Source organism: Schinkia azotoformans, assembly GCF_035811335.1.
Classification (GTDB): domain Bacteria; phylum Bacillota; class Bacilli; order Bacillales; family Bacillaceae_J; genus Schinkia; species Schinkia azotoformans.
Window position 1 is genome coordinate 190,706 of the sequence record NZ_JARSMD010000010.1, and the last position, 20,703, is coordinate 211,408.

At 36.7% G+C, this 20,703-nt stretch carries 17 protein-coding genes and 1 riboswitch; of the genes, 4 read left to right on the top strand and 13 right to left on the bottom strand.

Going from position 1 to position 20,703, the window contains the following annotated elements:
* Positions 1-168: 168 nt before the first annotated feature.
* From P9E47_RS06090 to P9E47_RS06105, 4 genes are all read right to left on the bottom strand, one after another.
* Positions 169-1,209 carry a Bug family tripartite tricarboxylate transporter substrate binding protein gene (locus tag P9E47_RS06090; protein ID WP_003330585.1) on the bottom strand — a complete coding sequence of 347 codons (1,041 nt, stop codon included), beginning with the start codon at positions 1,207-1,209 and terminating at the stop codon, positions 169-171.
* A gap of 142 nt (positions 1,210-1,351) precedes the next feature.
* The gene (locus P9E47_RS06095; RefSeq protein ID WP_003330586.1) at positions 1,352-2,047 is read right to left on the bottom strand and encodes a response regulator; all 696 of its coding nucleotides are present in this window, start codon (positions 2,045-2,047) and stop codon (positions 1,352-1,354) included.
* A 1-nt stretch (position 2,048) separates the two neighbouring features.
* A complete protein-coding gene (locus tag P9E47_RS06100; protein WP_326162856.1) occupies positions 2,049-3,650 on the bottom strand; it encodes a sensor histidine kinase in 1,602 nt (533 codons plus the stop codon).
* 127 nt (positions 3,651-3,777) lie between these two features.
* Positions 3,778-4,905, bottom strand: coding sequence for a 2-methylaconitate cis-trans isomerase PrpF family protein (locus P9E47_RS06105; protein ID WP_326162858.1), 1,128 nt, complete (start codon positions 4,903-4,905; stop codon positions 3,778-3,780).
* Between the two features lie 144 nt (positions 4,906-5,049).
* Between P9E47_RS06105 and P9E47_RS06110 the strand changes: the two genes are divergently transcribed.
* The gene (locus P9E47_RS06110; RefSeq protein ID WP_326162859.1) at positions 5,050-5,928 is read left to right on the top strand and encodes a LysR family transcriptional regulator; all 879 of its coding nucleotides are present in this window, start codon (positions 5,050-5,052) and stop codon (positions 5,926-5,928) included.
* 185 nt (positions 5,929-6,113) lie between these two features.
* Positions 6,114-7,433 carry a CitMHS family transporter gene (locus P9E47_RS06115; protein ID WP_326162861.1) on the top strand — a complete coding sequence of 440 codons (1,320 nt, stop codon included), beginning with the start codon at positions 6,114-6,116 and terminating at the stop codon, positions 7,431-7,433.
* Between the two features lie 79 nt (positions 7,434-7,512).
* On the opposite strand, the gene yyaC is transcribed toward P9E47_RS06115, so the two are convergent.
* Positions 7,513-8,070, bottom strand: coding sequence for a spore protease YyaC (gene yyaC / locus P9E47_RS06120; protein ID WP_003330592.1), 558 nt, complete (start codon positions 8,068-8,070; stop codon positions 7,513-7,515).
* A gap of 175 nt (positions 8,071-8,245) precedes the next feature.
* On the opposite strand from yyaC, the gene P9E47_RS06125 reads away from it, so the two are divergent.
* Entirely contained in the window at positions 8,246-9,382 is a 1,137-nt protein-coding gene (locus P9E47_RS06125; RefSeq protein WP_326162862.1) for an AbrB family transcriptional regulator, read from the top strand.
* A 51-nt stretch (positions 9,383-9,433) separates the two neighbouring features.
* On the opposite strand, the gene P9E47_RS06130 is transcribed toward P9E47_RS06125, so the two are convergent.
* From P9E47_RS06130 to tcuA (P9E47_RS06155), 6 genes are all read right to left on the bottom strand, one after another.
* Positions 9,434-10,573, bottom strand: coding sequence for an MFS transporter (locus P9E47_RS06130; RefSeq protein WP_326162863.1), 1,140 nt, complete (start codon positions 10,571-10,573; stop codon positions 9,434-9,436).
* An 85-nt stretch (positions 10,574-10,658) separates the two neighbouring features.
* Positions 10,659-11,747 carry an isocitrate/isopropylmalate dehydrogenase family protein gene (locus P9E47_RS06135; RefSeq protein WP_003330595.1) on the bottom strand — a complete coding sequence of 363 codons (1,089 nt, stop codon included), beginning with the start codon at positions 11,745-11,747 and terminating at the stop codon, positions 10,659-10,661.
* Positions 11,748-11,825: 78 nt separating this feature from the next.
* Positions 11,826-13,106, bottom strand: a complete 1,281-nt coding sequence (locus P9E47_RS06140; RefSeq protein WP_003330596.1) for a TRAP transporter large permease — start codon at positions 13,104-13,106, stop codon at positions 11,826-11,828.
* On the bottom strand, positions 13,084-13,590 hold the full coding sequence (locus P9E47_RS06145) for a TRAP transporter small permease (protein ID WP_003330597.1): 507 nt from the start codon (positions 13,588-13,590) through the stop codon (positions 13,084-13,086). Before P9E47_RS06145 ends, P9E47_RS06140 begins: the two co-directional genes overlap by 23 nt.
* 61 nt (positions 13,591-13,651) lie before the next feature.
* Positions 13,652-14,731 carry a DctP family TRAP transporter solute-binding subunit gene (locus tag P9E47_RS06150; protein ID WP_003330598.1) on the bottom strand — a complete coding sequence of 360 codons (1,080 nt, stop codon included), beginning with the start codon at positions 14,729-14,731 and terminating at the stop codon, positions 13,652-13,654.
* Between the two features lie 312 nt (positions 14,732-15,043).
* A complete protein-coding gene (gene tcuA, locus P9E47_RS06155; RefSeq protein WP_003330599.1) occupies positions 15,044-16,561 on the bottom strand; it encodes an FAD-dependent tricarballylate dehydrogenase TcuA in 1,518 nt (505 codons plus the stop codon).
* A 182-nt stretch (positions 16,562-16,743) separates the two neighbouring features.
* On the opposite strand from tcuA (P9E47_RS06155), the gene P9E47_RS06160 reads away from it, so the two are divergent.
* Positions 16,744-17,604 carry a LysR family transcriptional regulator gene (locus P9E47_RS06160; RefSeq protein WP_003330600.1) on the top strand — a complete coding sequence of 287 codons (861 nt, stop codon included), beginning with the start codon at positions 16,744-16,746 and terminating at the stop codon, positions 17,602-17,604.
* A gap of 96 nt (positions 17,605-17,700) precedes the next feature.
* Here P9E47_RS06160 and tcuB read toward each other — a convergent pair whose 3' ends face one another.
* Positions 17,701-18,897 carry a tricarballylate utilization 4Fe-4S protein TcuB gene (tcuB, locus tag P9E47_RS06165; RefSeq protein ID WP_003330601.1) on the bottom strand — a complete coding sequence of 399 codons (1,197 nt, stop codon included), beginning with the start codon at positions 18,895-18,897 and terminating at the stop codon, positions 17,701-17,703.
* Positions 18,887-20,263, bottom strand: a complete 1,377-nt coding sequence (tcuA, locus tag P9E47_RS06170) for an FAD-dependent tricarballylate dehydrogenase TcuA (protein ID WP_003330602.1) — start codon at positions 20,261-20,263, stop codon at positions 18,887-18,889. The genes tcuB and tcuA (P9E47_RS06170) overlap by 11 nt, the downstream gene beginning before the upstream one ends.
* Before the next feature lie 309 nt (positions 20,264-20,572).
* A riboswitch (glycine riboswitch) is annotated at positions 20,573-20,651 on the top strand.
* Positions 20,652-20,703: the final 52 nt, after the last annotated feature.

Here is a 20,703-nt window from a genome sequence, read left to right on the forward strand (position 1 = left end):
CCACCTAATCAAATGCGCCTTGGCGTATTTGCGCCCAGATTTTTTCGAGCTTGCTCGAAAAACTACCTCTAAAAATCTGAGGCATCCGCCGGAGGTTTTACTTTAAAGTAAAGATTAGGAGAAGAGGACAATCTCTTCCCCTGGTTTAATCAAATTCGCCTTGGCGTATTATTTTTGCATTCCAAGTGCTGTCAATAATTCAATAATGTCTTGATCTTGTTCTTCTAAGAATTTCGTGAAGTCTGCTGAGTTTTTATACTCGCTTGCCCAACCATTAGCTTCTAGCTCTTTTAACCATAATTCATTTTCAGATAAAGCTTTTAATTTTTCATCCCAGAATTTCAATTCTTCTTCTTTCATTTCTTTCGGTCCAAAAATTCCACGCCAGATTGTAAATTCAGCATCAACTCCTTCTTCTTTAAACGTTGGAATATCAGCTAAATCTCCACCTAAACGCTCAGTAGAACTAACGGCAAGGACACGAACTTTACCAGCCTTTAAATACTCTGTAATTGATGATGCATCTGTTCCAATAAGGTCGGCATTTCCGCCAAGTAATGCAGCAATGGCTTCACCACCGCCATCATAGGAAACATACTTCACTGCTTTTGGATCAATTCCATATTTAAATGCTGGTAAAACTGCCACTAGGTGGTCCATTGAACCAGGGGCTGAACCTCCAGCAACAGTTACTTTTGTTGGATCCGCCTTAATTGCATCAAGAGCAGATTTTAAATCTTGATATGGAGAATCTGCTTTTACAACAATCGCACCATAATCCCGAGTTAATTGTGCTAAAGGAGTTGTATCCCTATATCCATATGGACTATTTCCTTCTTTCTTATCATTGTTAATTAGGATTGGTGGTGAACTTACCATTAACTTGTACGGATTAGCCTTTTCCTGTGTTGCGTACTCTGCCATATAAACAGCGCCGCCACCACCGGGTTTATTCTCGACTGTCATCGTTTTATCTACTAATTTTGTTTCAGCAAGAACTTTAGCAACTGCACGTGCAGTTAAATCCCAGCCTCCACCTGCACCAGATGGCGCAACAATTGTAATTGGTTTTTCCGGATAAGCGGATGCTGCAGGAGCCCCTTCGGATTTAGTGTCTGTACTTGCTTTCTCTCCCCCGCCCCCACAAGCGGCTAGGCTTAGTGCCAACATACCTGAAAGAAATACTGCAGAAAATTTTTTAAGCTTCATTTTTAAATCCCCCTTTGTATTTTTTTATCGAAAAAAGACAGCGTTGTAAGCGCTGTCTTAAAATTATCAGAACATTATCTATATTAGAAGTATTAGGTCATAAGTTATATAAACCACTTAAACTTCATTTTGTTCATAAAAATCACGAATGAACACGGAAATACCTCCGCTCAGGACGGCCAACATTTCCGTAAATAAGCTCCGCATAAACACTTTTCTTAGATATTAAATATTCTAGGTAGCGTCGTGCCGTTGAACGACTTACACCAGACTCCGCACTTAAGGCTTCTGCCGTGATTCCTTCTTTACCAATCGATTCAATACATCTTAGAATTTTTTCTAATGTTAAAGGGTCAATTCCCTTTGGAGAATCATTTGCTTCACTCGTCCCGGCTTTGGTCCTTGTATTCCATAAACTCTCAATTTGTTCAGGTGTCAGCTCTTGATTTCCTTTTAATTTTGCTATCTTATGTTGGTAGTTTTCAAGGCTTTCTTTAAAACGATCAAAGGTTAAAGGTTTAATAATATAATCAAAAGCACCACCACGTAAAGCATGGCTGACAATGTCAACTTCAGATGCAGCGGTAATCATAATGACATCAATTTCTTGAAAATTTTGGCGAATAAACTTAATCAATTCAACGCCTTTCATGTCAGGCAAATAAACGTCAAGCAAGACTAAATGTGGCTGCACAACCTCTAACCACTCTTTTGCCTGTTCCCCTGTTGTTGCTGTTGCAATCACTTTAAACCCCTCTATTTTTTCCGTAAAACGACGATGAATTTCTGCAATTCGTGGGTCGTCCTCGACAATTAACACTTCAATTAAATCGGACATTTTACTCCAACCTTTCCTTCGGTATTGCTATAATGAATAGAGCACCCTCCCAGTCCCCTCTTTCGATAGCCAACGTTCCATTTAAGTCTTCAACCAATTCTTTTACCCTCGCCAGACCGTATCCACGGTTGCCGCCTTCCTTCGTTGAAAAGCCTCTTTTAAAAATACTGGATATCATATGATCTTCAATTCCAGGACCCGAGTCTTCCACCTCAATCAACAAATCATCACCAATATCGGTAATAAAAAGCCTTACTTTTTTATTTGTTGGACCGTTTTTTGCAACTGCCTCAAAAGCATTGGTTATTAAATTACCGAGAATGGAAACTAAATCGCTTTGGTCTATATGGCTTGGCATTTGCTCTATACTACTTTCCTGGTCCAAAATAAAATCAACTTTTAATTCGCGGGCACGATTATAAAAACCTACTAAAATTCCACCTAACCAAGGATCATTCAATTTTTCCATAATGAATTTGGCAATGCCTTGTTGAACAGTTGTTTCTTTATGAATCAGTTCCATTGCTTCATCATAAGCTTCCAGCTGTAATAGACCTGATATTGTATATAAAAGATTATTGAACTCATGGGTTTGCGCTCGAAGGGCTTCCGTATACCTTTTGACCTGTGATAATTCTTCTGTTAATTGGTCCATCTCCGACTTTAATCGGAAGCTTGAAACAATACCAATTACGTCCTCTTTCACCTTGACAGGCAATTGATTGACAATTAATTTTTTCCCATTAAACTCCACTTGTTTATCGAGTTTTTCTTCTCCAGTACTTAAGATTTCCAGCATCGCCGTAGTTGGAATAACCTCCCACACGGGTTTTCCGACAACTTTTCCCTTTTCAAGTGAAAGAATATCATAAGCCACACGATTGACTATTACGATTATTCCTTCTTTATTAACCACAATAATTCCTTCACGAACAGACTGAATGACCGCATTACGAACAGTATACAGAGCTGAAATTTCCTCTGGTTCAAGCCCAAACATACCTTTCTTAATTCTGTTAGCAATATAGATTGAACCTACCGTACCTATGATCAAGCCAGCTAAAGCTATAAGAATAATAAAAGGTACATAACCTTTAACATCATTTTTGATATCGTTCATCATAAACCCAACTGAAACAATTCCAATAATGTTATTATTATCGTCTTTAATGGGTGCCTTGCCACGAATTGCCCATCCTAAGGATCCCTTTGCTTTCGATATGTATGACTCCCCATAAATTAACGCTTTATCATTATCCCCTCCCACCATCCTTTTTCCGATTCTTTCAGGAATTGGATGTGAATAACGGATCCCTTCATTATTACCAACGACAATATATTCAGCGTCTGTCTCTATACGTATTTTTTCAACCACAGGTTGAATGATCTTCCATGGTTCATTTGTTTCAAAGGCATTACGAATTTCCGGCATTGACGCAACTGTAGTAGCTACATGCAATGCATCTTCTCCAAGCTCCTGTTCAAATGATTCAGAAAATATTTTATAGAATAACAAGCTTGTTAAAATAATTATAAAAAGAATTAGGGTAAGTGTAAAAATTGTAATTCGATATTGAAGTTTTATGTTTTTTAGCGTTTTCATTTTACCCATCCTTAAGTCGGAAGTAGTTAAATTATACTATAGATACTGTTGTATGAAAATTTCAATGATTAAAAAAAGGACCACTCTGAGCGAGTAGTCCATTTTCTAGTAGTTGTTTATTACACTGTTAAGCTAATTGATAAGAGAACTTATGACTCTTTTTCGTATAAACATAGCCTTCCATTATCGTTCTTGCGGTTCGTACAACTTTAATAGCACTTATATGACCTCCAAGAAATTCTACCTTTGTTTCCATAATTCCACCTGGGTGTGCTAATCGCAAAACATCATGCTTAATATTTATCATATCTGAAAGAATGCTATCGTTCAAAAAAGCCCCTGTCGATGTACAAATTGCACCTGTGATTGCCAAAGCTTGATGTGGCTTTTGCATTGACATCATCCTAATCATTAAATCCATTTCTGAAGCATTTCTTTTTGTTCCAGTAATATCAATATAATCCATTGGAGGTGCAATTATCGTCATTTTCGGTACAGCCGGGGATTTCAGTGTTGCAGATTTCCGATCAGCAAATCCGCACATTTCAGCCGCAATCGAACGGATCTCCTCTAACTCATTAAGTTTTTCTTCAGTATAGTCAGAAGGTGACTCATTTCCAATTAAACCAACGTCCTGAGCTCTTACAAAAACTAAAGGATTAGCCGCATCAATAACGGAAACAGGAATCAGACGATCCTTTGTTTTGATCATATCAATTGGATTTCCAGTTGGTAATAGTTTACCTGTTACAGCACCTTCAGCCCGATTAAAAGATAGATAAATAGGTGCCCCTGTCCCAGGAACTCCAGGAATAGAACAACTTCCTTCTGTCTTCACTTGTCCATTTTCAACTTCAACTTCCGCTGTAATTAACTTTTGTGTATTTGTATTAAAAATCCTTACGATTGTAATTGGTTCCTTAGCAGCTACAAGTCCTTGTTCGATTGCATATGGGCCCACTGCAGATGATATATTACCGCAGTTTCCCTTAAAATCTACCATTTGATTATCAATACTTACTTGGGCAAAAGTGTACTCGACGTCATATTCAGGTGAATCTGACTTCTTAATAATGGCTGCCTTACTCGTTAAGGAATTAGCCCCCCCAAGACCATCGATTTGTCTACGGTCCGGACTGCCCATGATATCAAGTAAGAAGTCTTCCCAATGAAATCGGTTTGCAGGCATATGTTCAAAATTTATAAAAACCCCTTTACTTGTTCCCCCACGCATAATTACTACTGGTACTTTCATATCGCTAACCACCTTTGCTCGGAATTTCTCACTAGTAGTTCCTTTAAAAATATAGTATGATAGCTCCAATCATAAGTGAAATACATATTTTTTAACTAAAATCTAAAAAAATACTTATAACCTAATAAAAGGAGAACTGCAAATATGGATGAAAAAGACTGGACAGCAATTAGCGTATTGTATGAAGAAAAAAATATCAGCCGGGCAGCAGAGCGTTTATTTATTTCACAGCCGGCCTTAACCTATCGACTAAAAAACCTAGAAAAAGAGTTTGGAACAAGTATTTTTTATAAAATAAAAGGAGGCATAGAGTTTACCTCTGAAGGTATACATTTAGCAAACTATGCTGAAGAAATGATTCAAAAGCTTCAAAAAACGAAGGATTATATGTTAAATATGCAAAAGGAAGTGCGGGGAACGTTACGTCTAGGTGTATCTAGTAACTTCGCACAATATAAGCTTCCCAAAATATTAAAGAAGTTTTCAACAAAATATCCCCATGTACAATTTAATGTCAATACAGGTTGGAGTACGGAAATTATGCAGCTACTTGATAGTGGGACAGTTCATTTAGGAATATTACGGGGAAATTATGAATGGTATGGAATAAAAACGCTTCTCCACAAGGAAAGACTCTGTTTAATTTCAAAAAAAGAGGTCCAGATAAGTAATTTACCCAACCTTCCATTTATCAATTATAAGACAGACAGTTCACTAAAAGGTTTAATAAACGGATGGTGGCAGGACCGTTTTCCAGAACCCCCTTTAATTACCATGGAAACAGACCGACAAGAGACTTGCAAGGAAATGGTAAAAAATGATCTTGGTGTTTCCATCTTACCTGAAATATGCATGCAGCCTTCTGATAACTTGTATACTTATGGATTATCTTATAAAAACGGGGAACCGGTATTAAGAAATACATGGTTAATGTATAGCCAGGATTCTTTAAATCTCTCTTCTGTAAAGACTTTCGTTAATTTTTTAAACAACCATACCAATCTTAATGGTGATGTAGAATAAAGGGATTATAAAATTTTTTTTAAAAAAACTTAAAAAAATATCTATTTCACTTATCAGTAGGTTTATAATATTCTAAAAATAGTAAACAGGAAGTTAAGAAATAATGCAAGAAATCGTAGGTTTCTTATTTTATTTTTTATTCCTTATTTGTAAGCGATTTCGATACAGGAGGGGATTTTTTCATTATGCTTACTTTTCTAGGATCTTCAATGGTAATTGTATTTACCTACTTAATTATGTCTAGGCGCTTATCACCAGTTGCGGCGCTTGTAATCGTTCCGATTATCTTTGCATTATTCGGCGGTTTCGGTATTGCAGAACTTGGGGATATGATGGCCGATGGGATAAAAACTGTTGCATCATCAGCTGCTCTATTATTATTTGCTATTCTATTTTTCGGTATTATGATCGATGCGGGTCTATTTGATCCACTTATTAAAAAAATATTAACTATCGTTAAAGGGGATCCTGTCAAAATTGCGATAGGAACGGCCATTATTGCAATGACTGTAGCATTAGATGGTGACGGAACAACAACTCATATGATCACGATTTCCGCTATGTTACCGCTTTATATGCGGATTGGTATGAATCCACTTGGACTAGCTACAATCTCTTTGCTATCTGTCAGTATCATGAGTGGGATGACTCCTTGGGGAGGACCGGCAACAAGAGCAATCGTATCTTTAGGCTTAGATGCCAATGAATTCTTCGTACCGATTCTACCTACTATGCTAGCAGGTATGGCTTCAATTCTATTCATTGCTTTTTTAATCGGGAAAAAGGAACGTGCAAGACTTGGGGTTATTGATTTAGATATTGCTGCTAAGAAGAATTCTTTTGCTTTTGCTGAAGCGGCAGTAACAGCAGCTGCTACTGTACAGGATGATATTAAACGTCCTAAATTAATTTGGTTCAATCTTCTTTTAACAGTTGCCGTTATGGTTGTTTTAATTGCAGGAATATTACCTGCAGCAGTAATATTTTTAATTGGGTTTGTAATCGCTGCCATGGTTAACTACCCAAGTATACAGAAACAAAGCGAGCGCATTGCCTCACATGCAGGTAACGCTATTACTGTTGTAATATTAGTATTTGCTGCTGGTATTTTTGCAGGAATTTTTTCCGGTACAAAGATGGTTGATGCTATTGCCAATTCCATGGTATCTATCATTCCAGAGTCCTTAGGTGGATTCTTCCCTACCGTTGTTGCTTTAACGAGTATGCCACTAACTTTTGTTCTATCCAATGATGCCTATTACTTTGGAGTTTTGCCGATTTTGGCTGAAGCAGGAGCTGCTTATGGTGTTGATCCATTAGAAGTTGCAAGAGCTTCTGTTTTAGGACAACCGGTTCACTTTTTAAGTCCACTTGTAGCATCAACATTTTTACTTGTTGGTATGTTAAAAACAGATTTCGGAACAATGCAGAGATATGCATTTAAATGGGCTATATTATGCTCGTTAGCCATTATTATAGTTGCTTTCTTAACAGGGGCTATTTAATAAATAAATTAGTCAAATAATTATAAGCTTCCATATATTGGCGATGAGGCTGACTCTTAAAGGGTCAGCCTCATCCAATCTATTCATTTGCTGATTGAACAATTATGGTTACAATTTTCTTGGCCAGATTCATAACTGTATATAGACGGGTATCATTTAGAAATTGCATAGTTGGTAATGGATCTATATAGTTTACTACTCCTGAAAAATGATAATCCCCTACTTCTGGCAAAACTTTTTTTAGAGCTTTACCTGGAACAAGTGGTCCTTCCTTAAATAAAACATGGCCTACTTGGTTTTGTTCACCTAAACATGCATCTATACTAAAAATAAGAGTTTTCTTAAATTGTTTTTTTATGTCCTTTAACGTATCTTTCAAATTAAAAGCATGAACAGGGGTTTCTAAAGTACCATATACTTGATATGGTACTTTATGTTCTTTAAGCATAGTTCCAACTAGAGGACCAAGCGAGTCCCCGACAGACCGGTCAGAGCCGATGCAGAGAATGATAATATCTTCTATTTTATAACCAGAAGAGCGAATAAGCTCTTTCATTATTAAAGCTAAATTTTCAGTACTTTTATCATTGGAATCTACAGAATATATCTGTATCTCTTCTCTATTGTATTGACTCATCCTCATTCTCCTTTTTACGTTGGAATCGGAATTTAGCATACATGGTGTTTGTTAAAAAATTAATACCATATTTTAAATATAGACCAAATAATACAATATGTGTAATAACATTTTGTTATATATCAGAAAAAAGTAATGGTTTCTTAAACTATTGTTTTGAAAGAAGGTAAAGTAAGTGAAAGGCAGCAAAGGTTTTTTACGAATATTTTTATTTGTAGTCTTAAGCGGGGCCGGTGGGTTCCTTCTATCCCTCACCGGCCTCTCAATCGGTTGGATGATTGGTACATTAATTATGGCGACTGTTCTTTCTTTTACACGACCGAAGTTTTTGAGCATACCCAATAATAAGGCAGGCATCCCTAAATATTGGCTATATATAGGGCAATGTATCTTAGGAATTGAACTAGGACAGAAAATGAATACCACTGTATTATTTACTTTTAGAGATAATGGGCTGGCTATTTCTATCATGCTTCTCCTGTCTATTTCTTTCTCCTTGCTTGCAGGGTTTATTTTATGGAAATATAGTAATTTGAATATGCTAACTAGCTTTTTCGCTACTGCACCTGGAGGAATGTCTACGATGCCTGGCATTGCGGATGAAGTAGGTGCCAACACTGGGGTTGTTAGTATCATTCAGACAGTCCGTGTATTTTTAGTTATTCTTACGATACCTGTTCTTCTATCATCTTGGTTTAGCAATCAGGTAAACACAGAATTTAGCAATATCATTTCTAGTGAAACTATCAGTTTTGAGCCTAATCAAATATTAATGACAATAATATTAGTACTTGTAGCAGTTGTTGGGTATTTTTTAGGAAAATATTTGAAATTCCCAGCTCCATGGTTGATTGGGAGTATGGTAAGTGTAGCTATCTTCAAATCATTTAGCCCACTATTTTTTGGTCACGATCTTTTGGCATGGTGGCCTCATGAATTGATTATTTTTTCTCAAATTTTCATCGGTGCAAGTATAGGTTCTCGTTTCATTAAAAGTATGTTTATTGGGATAAAGAAAACTTTAATTATATCTTCCTTGTGCACAATTATTCTCATTTTCTCTATACTTGTCTGTGCATATATTGTATCAACTATAACCGGGATAACATTTATCACCTCAGCCTTAGCATTTGCGCCTGGTGGTGTCGCTGAAATGACCACTACAGCCGTTGTCCTGAAAGGGGATCCTACATTTGTCGTGGCCGTGCAAGTACTGCGGATAATCGCTGTATGTGTAACTCTACCTCCTGTTTTTAAGCTTTTAAATTACTGGGATTTAAAGAAGAATTCACATACCCAAATTTCGGCATAGTAATGGAAAATTGACCAGGGAGCCCCCAATGAGACCCCTGGTCAATTTTTATTATTGTTCTTCACTAAAATCTTTTAATCCAAGAAAATATGTTCCACCGAATAAAAATATTCCACTAATTAAAAATACAGATATTACCCCCATCCAAGTACCGATGAGACCAAAAAAGAGAGGAGCTATCAGTTGAGAAAGACGGTTTGTAGAAACCCTTAGGCCAAGTACTTCACCGGTTCTGGTTTTCGGTGATGCGCTGTAGGTGGTCGACATCGACAGAGGCTGACCGCAGCCTAAACCAAAGCCCATCAAACAGCTGTAAAAGCCTAGCAATAGTATATTGCCTGTAAAGGGCATTAGAGAAAAGGCGATTCCAGCAACGATAATCGAAATGCTTAATACTTTATCTCTTCCTAATAAGGATGTAATTTTGGGCAGGGCAAATCGAATAAATAACATGGCTAACCCTTGTACAGCTATGATCCATCCAATTGTAGAGTCTGAAATATCGTATTGTTTTGCATATAAAGGAAAATATGCTACAAAAATATCTCTTGAGTATAGGACTAAAGCACTTGAAAATAATGCGCTTCGTAATAAAGGCATTTTTAAGAGGCCAATGGAGGACAAGAGTCCAGCTTTTACAGTGTTATTTTCTTTTATAATAACTGGTATTTTAAAAGAAAATAACATCGTAAAAATACTAATAAATACCGAAACTAGAAAAGCATCGGCATATGAAAAATGCTCTGAAATATAACCTCCAATAATAGGTCCTACTAGTACGCCTAAAGCTGTCGCCATTCCGAACCAACTGAAATAACTATCACGATTTTCGAGAGTTGATGCATTCCCTAGAACATTTTGCAAGGATACTACTAAAAATATATTGGCTATTCCAACAATAATTTGACTTAAATATAAAGCCCACATCGTATGAAAAAAATAAGGAATAGCCATCGAGATTGTTAAACCAATAAATCCTAATAAAACCGGCAGCCGATCTCCAATTTTATCAGCAATTTTCCCAACATGAATCGCAAAGATGAGTGGAAAAAAGGCAAAAGCGGCTGTTAAGATGCCGATTTCAAAAACAGAAGCACCCAATTCTGTTGCAAATAATGTGACTACTGGTCTTGTAAGGTTAATAATCGTCATATATCCAAATATCATAATCAGTACAATTCGTAAGATCATATTCATCCCCTCAACTAATTAGAGAAAGCAGTAATAATTAAAACAACCTTAAAAACTATGTCTAATCACCTTTAGCTTTTCAAAACTATCTTTCAAACCTATCTTTGAGTTGAATTCTCTCAATTATAGCCTCAGTAAACTCCGTAGTAGACGCGGAACCACCCAAATCCTTTGTTTTGATTCCATCATTAATAACATTCAATATTCCACTCTCAACCATGTGCGAAATTTCAGAAAGCCGCGGTTCTTCATGTCTACTACTTAACCAATCTAATAACATAACCGTTGATAACATGATTCCCATTGGATTTGCGATATTTTTCCCTGCAATATCCGGTGCCGAGCCGTGTGCTGCTTGAGCCATTGCCATATTTTCATTATTATTGATTGATGGCGCAAGCCCTAAACTACCAACTAGTTCTCCGGCTAAGTCAGATAAAATATCCCCAAACATATTCTCTGTTACAATTACATCAAAATCCTTTGCCCGCCGCACTAAATGAGCAGTCATCGCATCTATATGGTAATCATCTATTTTGACATCTGGATAATTCTGAGCCACCTCACGACAAACATCTAAGAATAGACCTGAGCCTAATTTGATGACATTCGCTTTATGAACAATCGTTACCTTTTTCCGCCTTTTTTCTGCCATTTGAAAAGCAGAATGTGCTATTCTTTCAATAGCCTTTCTAGTAAATACACCCGCTGAAATAACAACATCAGGCGTTATCTTCCATTCTCCTTCACCTACGAACATATTTCTATCTGGGTAGTAACCTTCTGTATTCTCGCGGAAAATAACCAAGTCCGCTTCCTTGACAACCCCATTTATCCCTGTGATTGTTTTTGCTGGACGAACATTCGCATACAAATCAAAATAATGTCGTAGTTCTCCACTCGGATTACGTTTTAACTTGTGTTCTTTTGGATATGATGAAGAATCGTGTGGACCCAAGATCCATCCATGCGTCTCCGCTAATGTATCTTTAACAATTTGCGGCATTGGTTCACCATATTTTTCAATTGCTTCCCATCCCATAGGTAATTGTATAAATTCAAATTGTGTAGAACCTACCAGTTTTGTTGCTGCCTTTACTACTTCGACAGTCGCCTTTGTAATTTCCTGTCCTATTCCATCACCATTCAGAACCCCAATTTTATAGTTTGCCATAAGTAATCCCCCTCAGTTTTTAGAATAAAATAAGAAAGTGGATGTTTTTCCACTTTCTTATTGCTCAATCACGCTAAATTATACTGACCTGTTTGGTAACCAAAGCGAGAGTTCCGGAAATGCCATAACTATGATCATATAGATGATCATAACTATAATAAATGGAAAGGCTCCCTTAAATACCTCATCTAATTTAGATTTAGCAATACCGCCAATTACGAATAAATTCAAACCAACCGGAGGAGTAATTTGTGCAATCTCCATATTTATAATCATGACAATCGCAAAATGAATTGGGTTGATGCCCAATGTTATCATGATTGGTAACAACAATGGCAAGGTTATAAGCATAATAGACGATGATTCTAAGAACATACCCAAAATAAAGAATAAAATTGCTGTTAGTACAAAGAATAGAACGACATCAAGTGATTCCATAGCCATCATTTTAGCAGCAAGTGCTTGAGGAATTTGTTCTTGTGTCATGAACAATGAGAACGTCATTGCTCCTGCGATAATTAGCATTATCATTGCTGTGATGCCAATACTCTCATTAAGGATTTCTTTCCATTTTTGAAGTGATCTTTCTTTATATACAAATAATGAAATAATGACGGCATATACAGAAGATACGATCGATGCTTCAGTCGGTGTTGTTGCACCGGAGTATATACATCCTAATATTAATACAGGTAAAAATGCACCCCATATAGCTTTCTTCGAGCTTGAAATTCTTTCGGACCAGCTCGCTTTTTCTAATTTCCCATAGCCTTTAATACGAGCGTAGATTATTGCGTAGATAATAAGACATATTGTTAATCCAATTCCTGGAATTACACCAGCCATGAATAACGCTCCAATGGATTGTTCTGTTACAACTCCGTATACGATTAAAGGGATGCTAGGGGGAATTAGGATACCCAGTGTACCTGCTGACGCAACCAACCCCATTGCATATCTCTTGCTATATCCTGCATTTACCATAGCTGGAATCATAATAGATCCAATCGCAGCTGCTGTCGCAGGGCTTGAACCACTAATCGCAGCGAAGAACATACAAGCCACAATCGTTACTACAGATAAACCACCAGATACGTGGCCAATCCAAGATCTTAAACATTCAATTAAATATTTAGCAATCCCACCTTTGGCAATAATTGTTCCAGCTAGGACGAAGCCCGGGATCGCCATTAATGTAACAGAGTTCATACTTGTAAAGATTTTTTGTGGAATTGTCCACATACTAAAACTTCCATCCATCCAAAACACAAATGTTGTTGCAGCTATTAATGAAACAGCTATCGGGACTCTGAGAAGTAGTAAAATTGCAAATGAACTAAAAAGCAGAATGGTTGCCATCTAGTTGCCCCCCGTCATTATTTTTAATTATATTTACTATCCTTTCAATAAAACGAATCAAAAATGTTAGTCCTGAGATAGGAATAACTAGATAATAAATCCAAAATGGCATCCTCGTATCCATTGTCACTTGGCCACTTGCAAAAGTATGATTGACTAAAACAATTCCATTATAGATAAAGAATATACAGAAGCTAATTCCGACAAGATTAGCGAAAATATCAACGAACTTTTGCATTTTTTTTGGGAGTATTGCATAAAAAATATCAACACTAATATGATGATTATCACGAAGTCCGATAGATAAACCTAACAGAATTCCCCAGACTACTATTATACTAGCAGTCTCGTTTATCCACGTCGTTGGAGAATTAAAGACGTAGCGCATTAGTACTTCATAAAACATTAACAAAAGACCAGTAATAAAGAAAATCCCGGAGGAGAAATCCTCTAAAAATGAATAGACTTTTTTTATAGCATTCATACCCTAACCACCTTCCAGAAAACCTTTTAATTTATTAAAAAAGAGAGGTAAACTCTCTTTCTTAATTTCCAGCTTCAATAGCTTTGTTAATAATATCTTGGTTCATTTTTTGTGCCCACTTATCAAAAACAGGTTGAATAGCTTGTTTAAATGCTTCTTTTTGTTCATCTGTTAATTCAACTATTGCCATTTTGCCTTCACTTTTAATTTTTTCAATTGCTTCAGTTTCAAGCTTTTCTACTTGATTTCTACCTTCATTAGTAGCCTCTTTCATTGCCTTTGTTAATAACTCTTGTGTTTTTGGCTCAAGTCCATCCCACCATTGTTTATTTGTAACAACAGCGTATTCAGATCTAGCATGACTTGTAAGTGTCAAATGGTTTTGGACTTCACCATATTTTTGAGTTTCAATATTAACAATGCTATTTTCTTGACCATCAATTGTTCCTAATTGAAGCGCTTGATATGTTTCATTGAATGCAATCTTTGTTGAAGAAGCTCCCATTGTCTCATACACTTCATTGATGATTTGTCCACCATGTGTACGGACTTTTAATCCTTTAACATCGCTTGGATCATCAACAGCTACTTTATTATTTGTAATATGTTTGAAACCATTAGGCCAGAATGAAAGACCTTTCATACCATACTCGTCTAGTGTAGCTAATAGCTCTTGTCCACCTTCACCATCTTCAAAGGCACGAAGGTGTTCTTCGTTTTTGAACATAAATGGTAGGTCAAAAATCTCAAATGTTTCCTCGAAACCACTTAACTTAGCAGCTGAAGGTATGATGATCTGAACGTTATTCGCTTGAACTGCTTCAATCTCATCATTGTCACCGTATAACTGACCGGAAGGATAAACCTTAACTTCGATATTACCGCCACTTTCTGATTCAACTAATTCTTTGAATTTAAGAGCCGCTAATCCCTTAGGAGTATTATCTGATGCAACGTGTGACAATTTAATTGATAGTTTTTGATAACCTGCATCCGAATCTCCTTTAGCAGCTTCTGTAGAACTTGCTTCATTACCTCCGCAACCAGCTAACGGAAATAGCAGTGCTAATGAAAGTAGCGACATTTTCGCTATATTCATTAGTTTTTTATTCTTGGTGAAACCCCTTTCAATTCCTCTCAACTTTTTTCTCCCCTTTACTTAAAATTGCAAATCTTTTAAATTAACTTACTACAAAACTGATTTTATCACCGCTTGTACCATAACAAAAATACTAGTTGTTTATCTGTTACCATAAAAATTTTTAATGATTCAATTTTTCTGTATAGTTATAATAGTTAAAAAATATTTTCGCTAGCTATATTAGTATGGTAAAGGTAGATATTTAAACAAAATATATATCTAATATGATAAAGTTTAAAAATATATAAGTAAATAAAAAATTTTCTTAATATAACATCATTCGCTATAGTAAAAACAAACTATTAAATTTGTTTAAACCGTAACTTCTTCCATTCTTGCAATTGCAAATTTCGCAGCATTTTCCCCTGCGATCCTACCAAAGACAGAGCCAGCTGTTAGCCCAGAACCACCTGGATAATTAAAGTAAAAAAGACCACCCACAAGTTCTCCCGCAGCAAATAATCCTGAAATTGGTTTTTCAAAAGTATTTATTACTTCACTTTTCTCGTTAATTCTTACCCCACCGTACGTAAAGGTAATTCCACTAGTAACCTTATAAGCTTCAAATGGTCCTTCATCAATTGTATTTGCCCAGTTAGTTTTAGGAACCTCAAGCCCTACTGTTCCTCGTCCGTCCTTTATATTCGGGTTGAATGGAACCTCTAATCGAACTGCCTCATTGTATCTTTTTATATATTCCAAAAATTCTGCAGAATCAACACCGTCTAATTTCTGTGCTAGCTTTTCAATTGTTTTAGCCTTAACTTTAGTCACATGCTTAATCCGGTATTCATCCCTTAATAAGTGGACAACTTTTTGATCGAATATTTGCCACGCAAATTGTCCTGGTTGTTCCAAAATTACCCTTCCATACTTTGCATAAGTGTAGTTTCGAAAATCTTCCCCCTCATCAACAAATCTTTGCCCTGTTGCATTAACCATAATTCCAAACGGATAACTGTGCTTTTGAAAACCATCACCTATTGCCAAGTCACCAAACTCTGGCGCACTATAATCCCAACTAACTGCATGACATCCGGACCAATGGCCGTAGGATCTTGCTCCAACTGCTAAGGCCATCTGGATTCCCTCACCTGTGTTATAACGGGTTCCACGAACTTTTGCTAACTCCCAGCCTGCACCTAAGTAACGTGTTCTCATTTCGGTATTTGCTTGAAACCCACCTGAAGCCAAGACAACTGCCTTACTTTTTATCCTCACTGTCTTGCCCTTTATTTTTAGTTCTACTCCGCATATAGTGTCATCGTTATGTAATATTGAGGTCGCTTCAGCATCGTATAAAATTTTTACCCCTTCTTCTTCAGCAGTTTTATGAAGAGTTTCTATTAACTTAGGACCTCCTCCAACAACCTCAATTGCTAATCCACCCCAGAACGTAAATTTCCCATTTACCTTAAAAGCCTGTCGACCATAAATCGGGACAAATCTAATTTTTTTTGAACGCAGCCACACCATTGCATTTAAGCTTTCACGGACTAGTATGTTAGCTAAACTCATTTCTGTGCGAGATTGTGTAACCCTAGTAATATCATCTAGGAATTGCTCTGTCGTATAGGTTCCAAAGTCTGAGTTCGCCATCTCTTCTTTAGTAAGATTTGGAACTGCATTTAATAAATCCTCTATTCCGTTATAAGCAAAGCGCATAGTACCAGCAGAAAATGCACTGTTTCCTCCTCGTTCCTTTTTAGGTGCTTTTTCTAATACAATTACATCCGCACCATTTTCTTTTGCAGACAATGCTGCACACATGCCTGCATTACCGGCACCGATAACAATCACATCTGTTTCATATAAATAATTTTCAGACATATTTTCCCTCCTAAGATTATTTATTATGACCTTCCTTTTATCCTATTAAAATTTCATAAATAAATAAAATATCATTGTTTTATATAATTCGATAAAAAATTTTTATTGAAAAATATCATATATTGTTTTACATTTTAAATTAATAAAATAATTCTTTACTTTTTGGAAAGGAGGAAAAAGCTTTGGATGAAAAAGATTGGAATATTTTGCAGACATTATATGAAGAACGAAATATAACAAAAGCAGCCCAACGACTGTACACTTCTCAACCATCCCTCACATATAGGATTCAACAACTCGAAAAGGAATTTGACGCTACGATCATTTCTCGGGGTCAAAAAGGCGTAGAATTTACAGTTCAGGGTGAGTATCTTGTTCAATACTCAAAAGAAATGCTTATGCAACTACAGAAAGCAAAGGAGTATATCCTAAATTTAGAAGATACAATTAAAGGGACATTAAGACTTGGTGTTTCCGGGATGTTCGCTCGTTATGAATTGCCCTTCATTATGAAAAATTTTCTCTATCGATACCCTAATGTTGATATTAATTTAAAAACCGGGTGGAGTTCTGAAATAAATCAAATGCTCCATAAAGAAGAAGTGCATCTTGGAATTGTTCGTGGTGATTATAACTGGCAAGGAAACAAGGTTTTATTTCGCGAGGAAAAAATTTGTATTGCATCGATAAATCCTATTGACTTTGACGAATTACCTACACTTTCAAGAATCAATTATCAAACAGACCCGTCTTTGAAAAGCCTTATTGACAATTGGTGGCAAGAAAAGTATAAAGTTCCACCAAGAATTTCAATGGAGGTGGATAGGATAGATACCTGTAAACAAATGGTTTTGAACGGTCTCGGATATGCAATTCTTCCAAGTATTTGTGTGAAGGAGGAAGAACCCCTTTATATGGCTCCTATAATAACCAGTGATGGTAAACCACTGTTAAGAAAAACCTGGATTATCTATCGAGAAAACACCTTGCAATTAGCATATGTTAAAGCTTTTATTGACTTTTTAAGCGATTATTGCGATTGAATTAAGCAGAAAAGAAGGAATCATGACGATTCCTTCTTTTCTAAAAACTCTATTATAATAAATCCTTTGGGGAAAGGATTGGGAACACTTAATTTATTAATTCTTGCTTGCAATTCCCCCAGCGATAGCAACAGGTTTTTTAGCAGGTTTCGCTTTTTGAGCTACTTCTGCCTCATGCGCTACACGTTCCTCTTGTGCAAAATTAACAAGGGATAAATAGCGATATACAAAATGAGAGAATTTAGAATATGGTGCTGTGAAGAATAATGCAGCGACACTACCTAAATGGATAGCTAATAACATTGTCATTGCACCTGTTTCACGGAATGCTAATAGCACCATTCCTGTTACCGCAACAAGCAACAATGCCCATGTAAAAGCAGATCCTGTCTTAACAGCCTTTTCATCATTAACTTCTTTATCACTTTTTGATTTAAGATAAAGAAGTCCACAAAGACCGATGATAAGCATAATTCCTCCAACTGATCCTAATATTACAACAGGGTGTAATAAAGGATATGGTGCTGGAATGTGTAAAAAGTGTGCATAAAAGGATGCTAGCGTTGTAGATGCTAAATCAAGTAGGAATCCATAGCCTACAAGATGATGGAACGTTCTGCGAGCCTTAGCCGGCTCTTCTGATGGATAAGTACAACCCGCGCCCTCACCATCTAAGTACTTGAGACTTGCTGCATATAATGTAGCCTTCTTAATATCCTTGAATAATACTCTGTCTTTTTCAGATTTGGTAGATCGTATATCACTCCAAAATCTGTTAGCTCCAATACCCCATCCTGCAACCATCCATAATCCTAATGCAACAAATACACCAATCATTAAATTTTCTGGGAAAAATACATAAAATGCACCATCACCAGTTTGCGGGCGGAATAATCCATCAAATCCACTATTCGCAAAAACAAAACCTATTACAAATATTATTGCGAAAACAAAAGTTGCCCAAAATCCTGCAACACTATCCCCTAATGCCTTTGCCCATTTACCAGGCCAAGCATATTTTCGATAAGTTTCCTCACGTAAACCTGCAAATAATTGTGGCGGATTTATACCAAACTCGTGAGGAGTTGTGAATGGACATGCATAGTAACAATCCCGACAATCATGACATAAATTTGCCAGATAAGTCATATCGGTATCGCTGAAGTCCCTACGCCATTCGATAGCCTGCCATACAGCACAATAGCCTTCGCAATAGCGGCAAGCGTTACATAATTCCATTTGGCGTTTTCCATCTTCCACTAAATCTAAATCTTTAGAATCGTTAGATTGCATTCGCTGCTACCTCCCCTGCTATTCTTCCCATACTAGCTCCCATTGTAAGTCCAAATCCGGCTAAATAGCCTCGTCTCAGTACGTTTCCGGCGGCAATTTCTCCGCAAGCAAACATATTTTTAGTAACACTTCCATCATCCATGACCATTCTTGCTTCCTCGGTCACTTTCACTGCAAGATATGTGAAGGTAATTCCCGTTTTAAGTGGATAAGCATAAAACGGACCCTTTTCAATTTTTAATGCCCAGTGACTCTTTTGTGGTGTTAGACCTTCTGTTTTGCAATCGTCTAATTCTGCAGGATTAAAGTTTCCAGGACGACATGCGTTATTAAAATCTTTCACCGTTTTCTCCACAGCCTCCGGATTAAGGCCTAGCTTCCCAGCTAATTCCTTAATTGTTGGTGCTTCAACAGGTTTCCAAACGGAAGGCAAGAATCTCATTCGGGCTTCGCTATCAATAATTGAGTAGGCCACTTGATCAGGTTGTCTAGCTATTAATCCACCCCAAATTGCATAACGTTTTGGCCAGAAGTCTTCCCCTTCATCATAGAATCTTTGACCATTCTTGTTAACCACAATTCCAAACGGTACACTATCAAGACGTGTTACGATACCACCATCAAACTTAGGCGCTCTACCATCAACAGCTACTGCGTGGAATGCGTCCTTTTCACCCACTTGGGCAGCCCCTTTATTTAATAGCATTTCAAGGACATTACCAGTATTATATGGGGTTCCACGGATAATGAAATTATCAGCAGCTTCACCCCAATAGCGCTTATGCCATTCAATATTTGCTTCAAAACCACCACACGCAAAAATAATCGCCTTTGCTTTGATTATCACTACTTTATTATCTATAAGTACCTTCGCAGCCTTGAACTCATTATTTTCTATAACCACATCTTCAAGCTTGGCATCGTACAATACTTCTACACCTTTTTTCTTGGCTGTCTGATAATAAGAATTCATTACGGCTTTCCCACCGCCAAGCTGAAATATATTCGTTCTACCTAAATGAAGTGTTCCGGAAAGTGTTGGCTGCCAACGAATACCCTGACTCTCTAACCAATCAGGAAGCTCTGCCGATTTTCTTACTATTAATCTAGCAAGACTTTCATTTATTTCTCCTCCGGCCACACGTTTTAAATCGTCCATAAATTCCTCTTCCGTATATTGGCCCTGCATATACTCGCTTTCCTCCAAGTGCATACATCTATAGTCGCGAGTAAGTCTGCTATTTCCTCCACGGTAAAAGTGAGGAGCACGTTCAATCACTAGCACTTTTGCACCGCGATCACGGGCTGACAGGGCAGCTGCCATAGCGGCGTTTCCGCCACCGACTACTAAAACTTCTGTTTCCATATATATAAGGGCTCCTTTCAATAATTCTCTTGAAATAAGAATAATATATTTTAATCAATAAAAGAAATATCAATAATTTATATATGTCAATAAAATAATTCTATGTTTCTCTTAGTTTTACAGTATTATTGAAAAGGCACCTAATTCAAACCAAAAAAATTTACTCAAGGCAAAAAGATACATCTATTTATTCGTGCATTGACGAAATAAGCTATAAGTGCTAAAATTTCTGTTATATTTTTAAAATATAATATATCAATATAAACTAAATACTAGTTTGCGATGAAAGCTATGGATAACACTATAGTTGGAGCGGCTTCTGGAGAGACTGTACCTAGTACAGCGCCGAAGGATTCACAATCTCAGGCAAAAGAACAGAAGAGTAACGACAATAAAATTGTTATTCTGCTATTCTATGAGATTGGAAGTATCCAATCTCA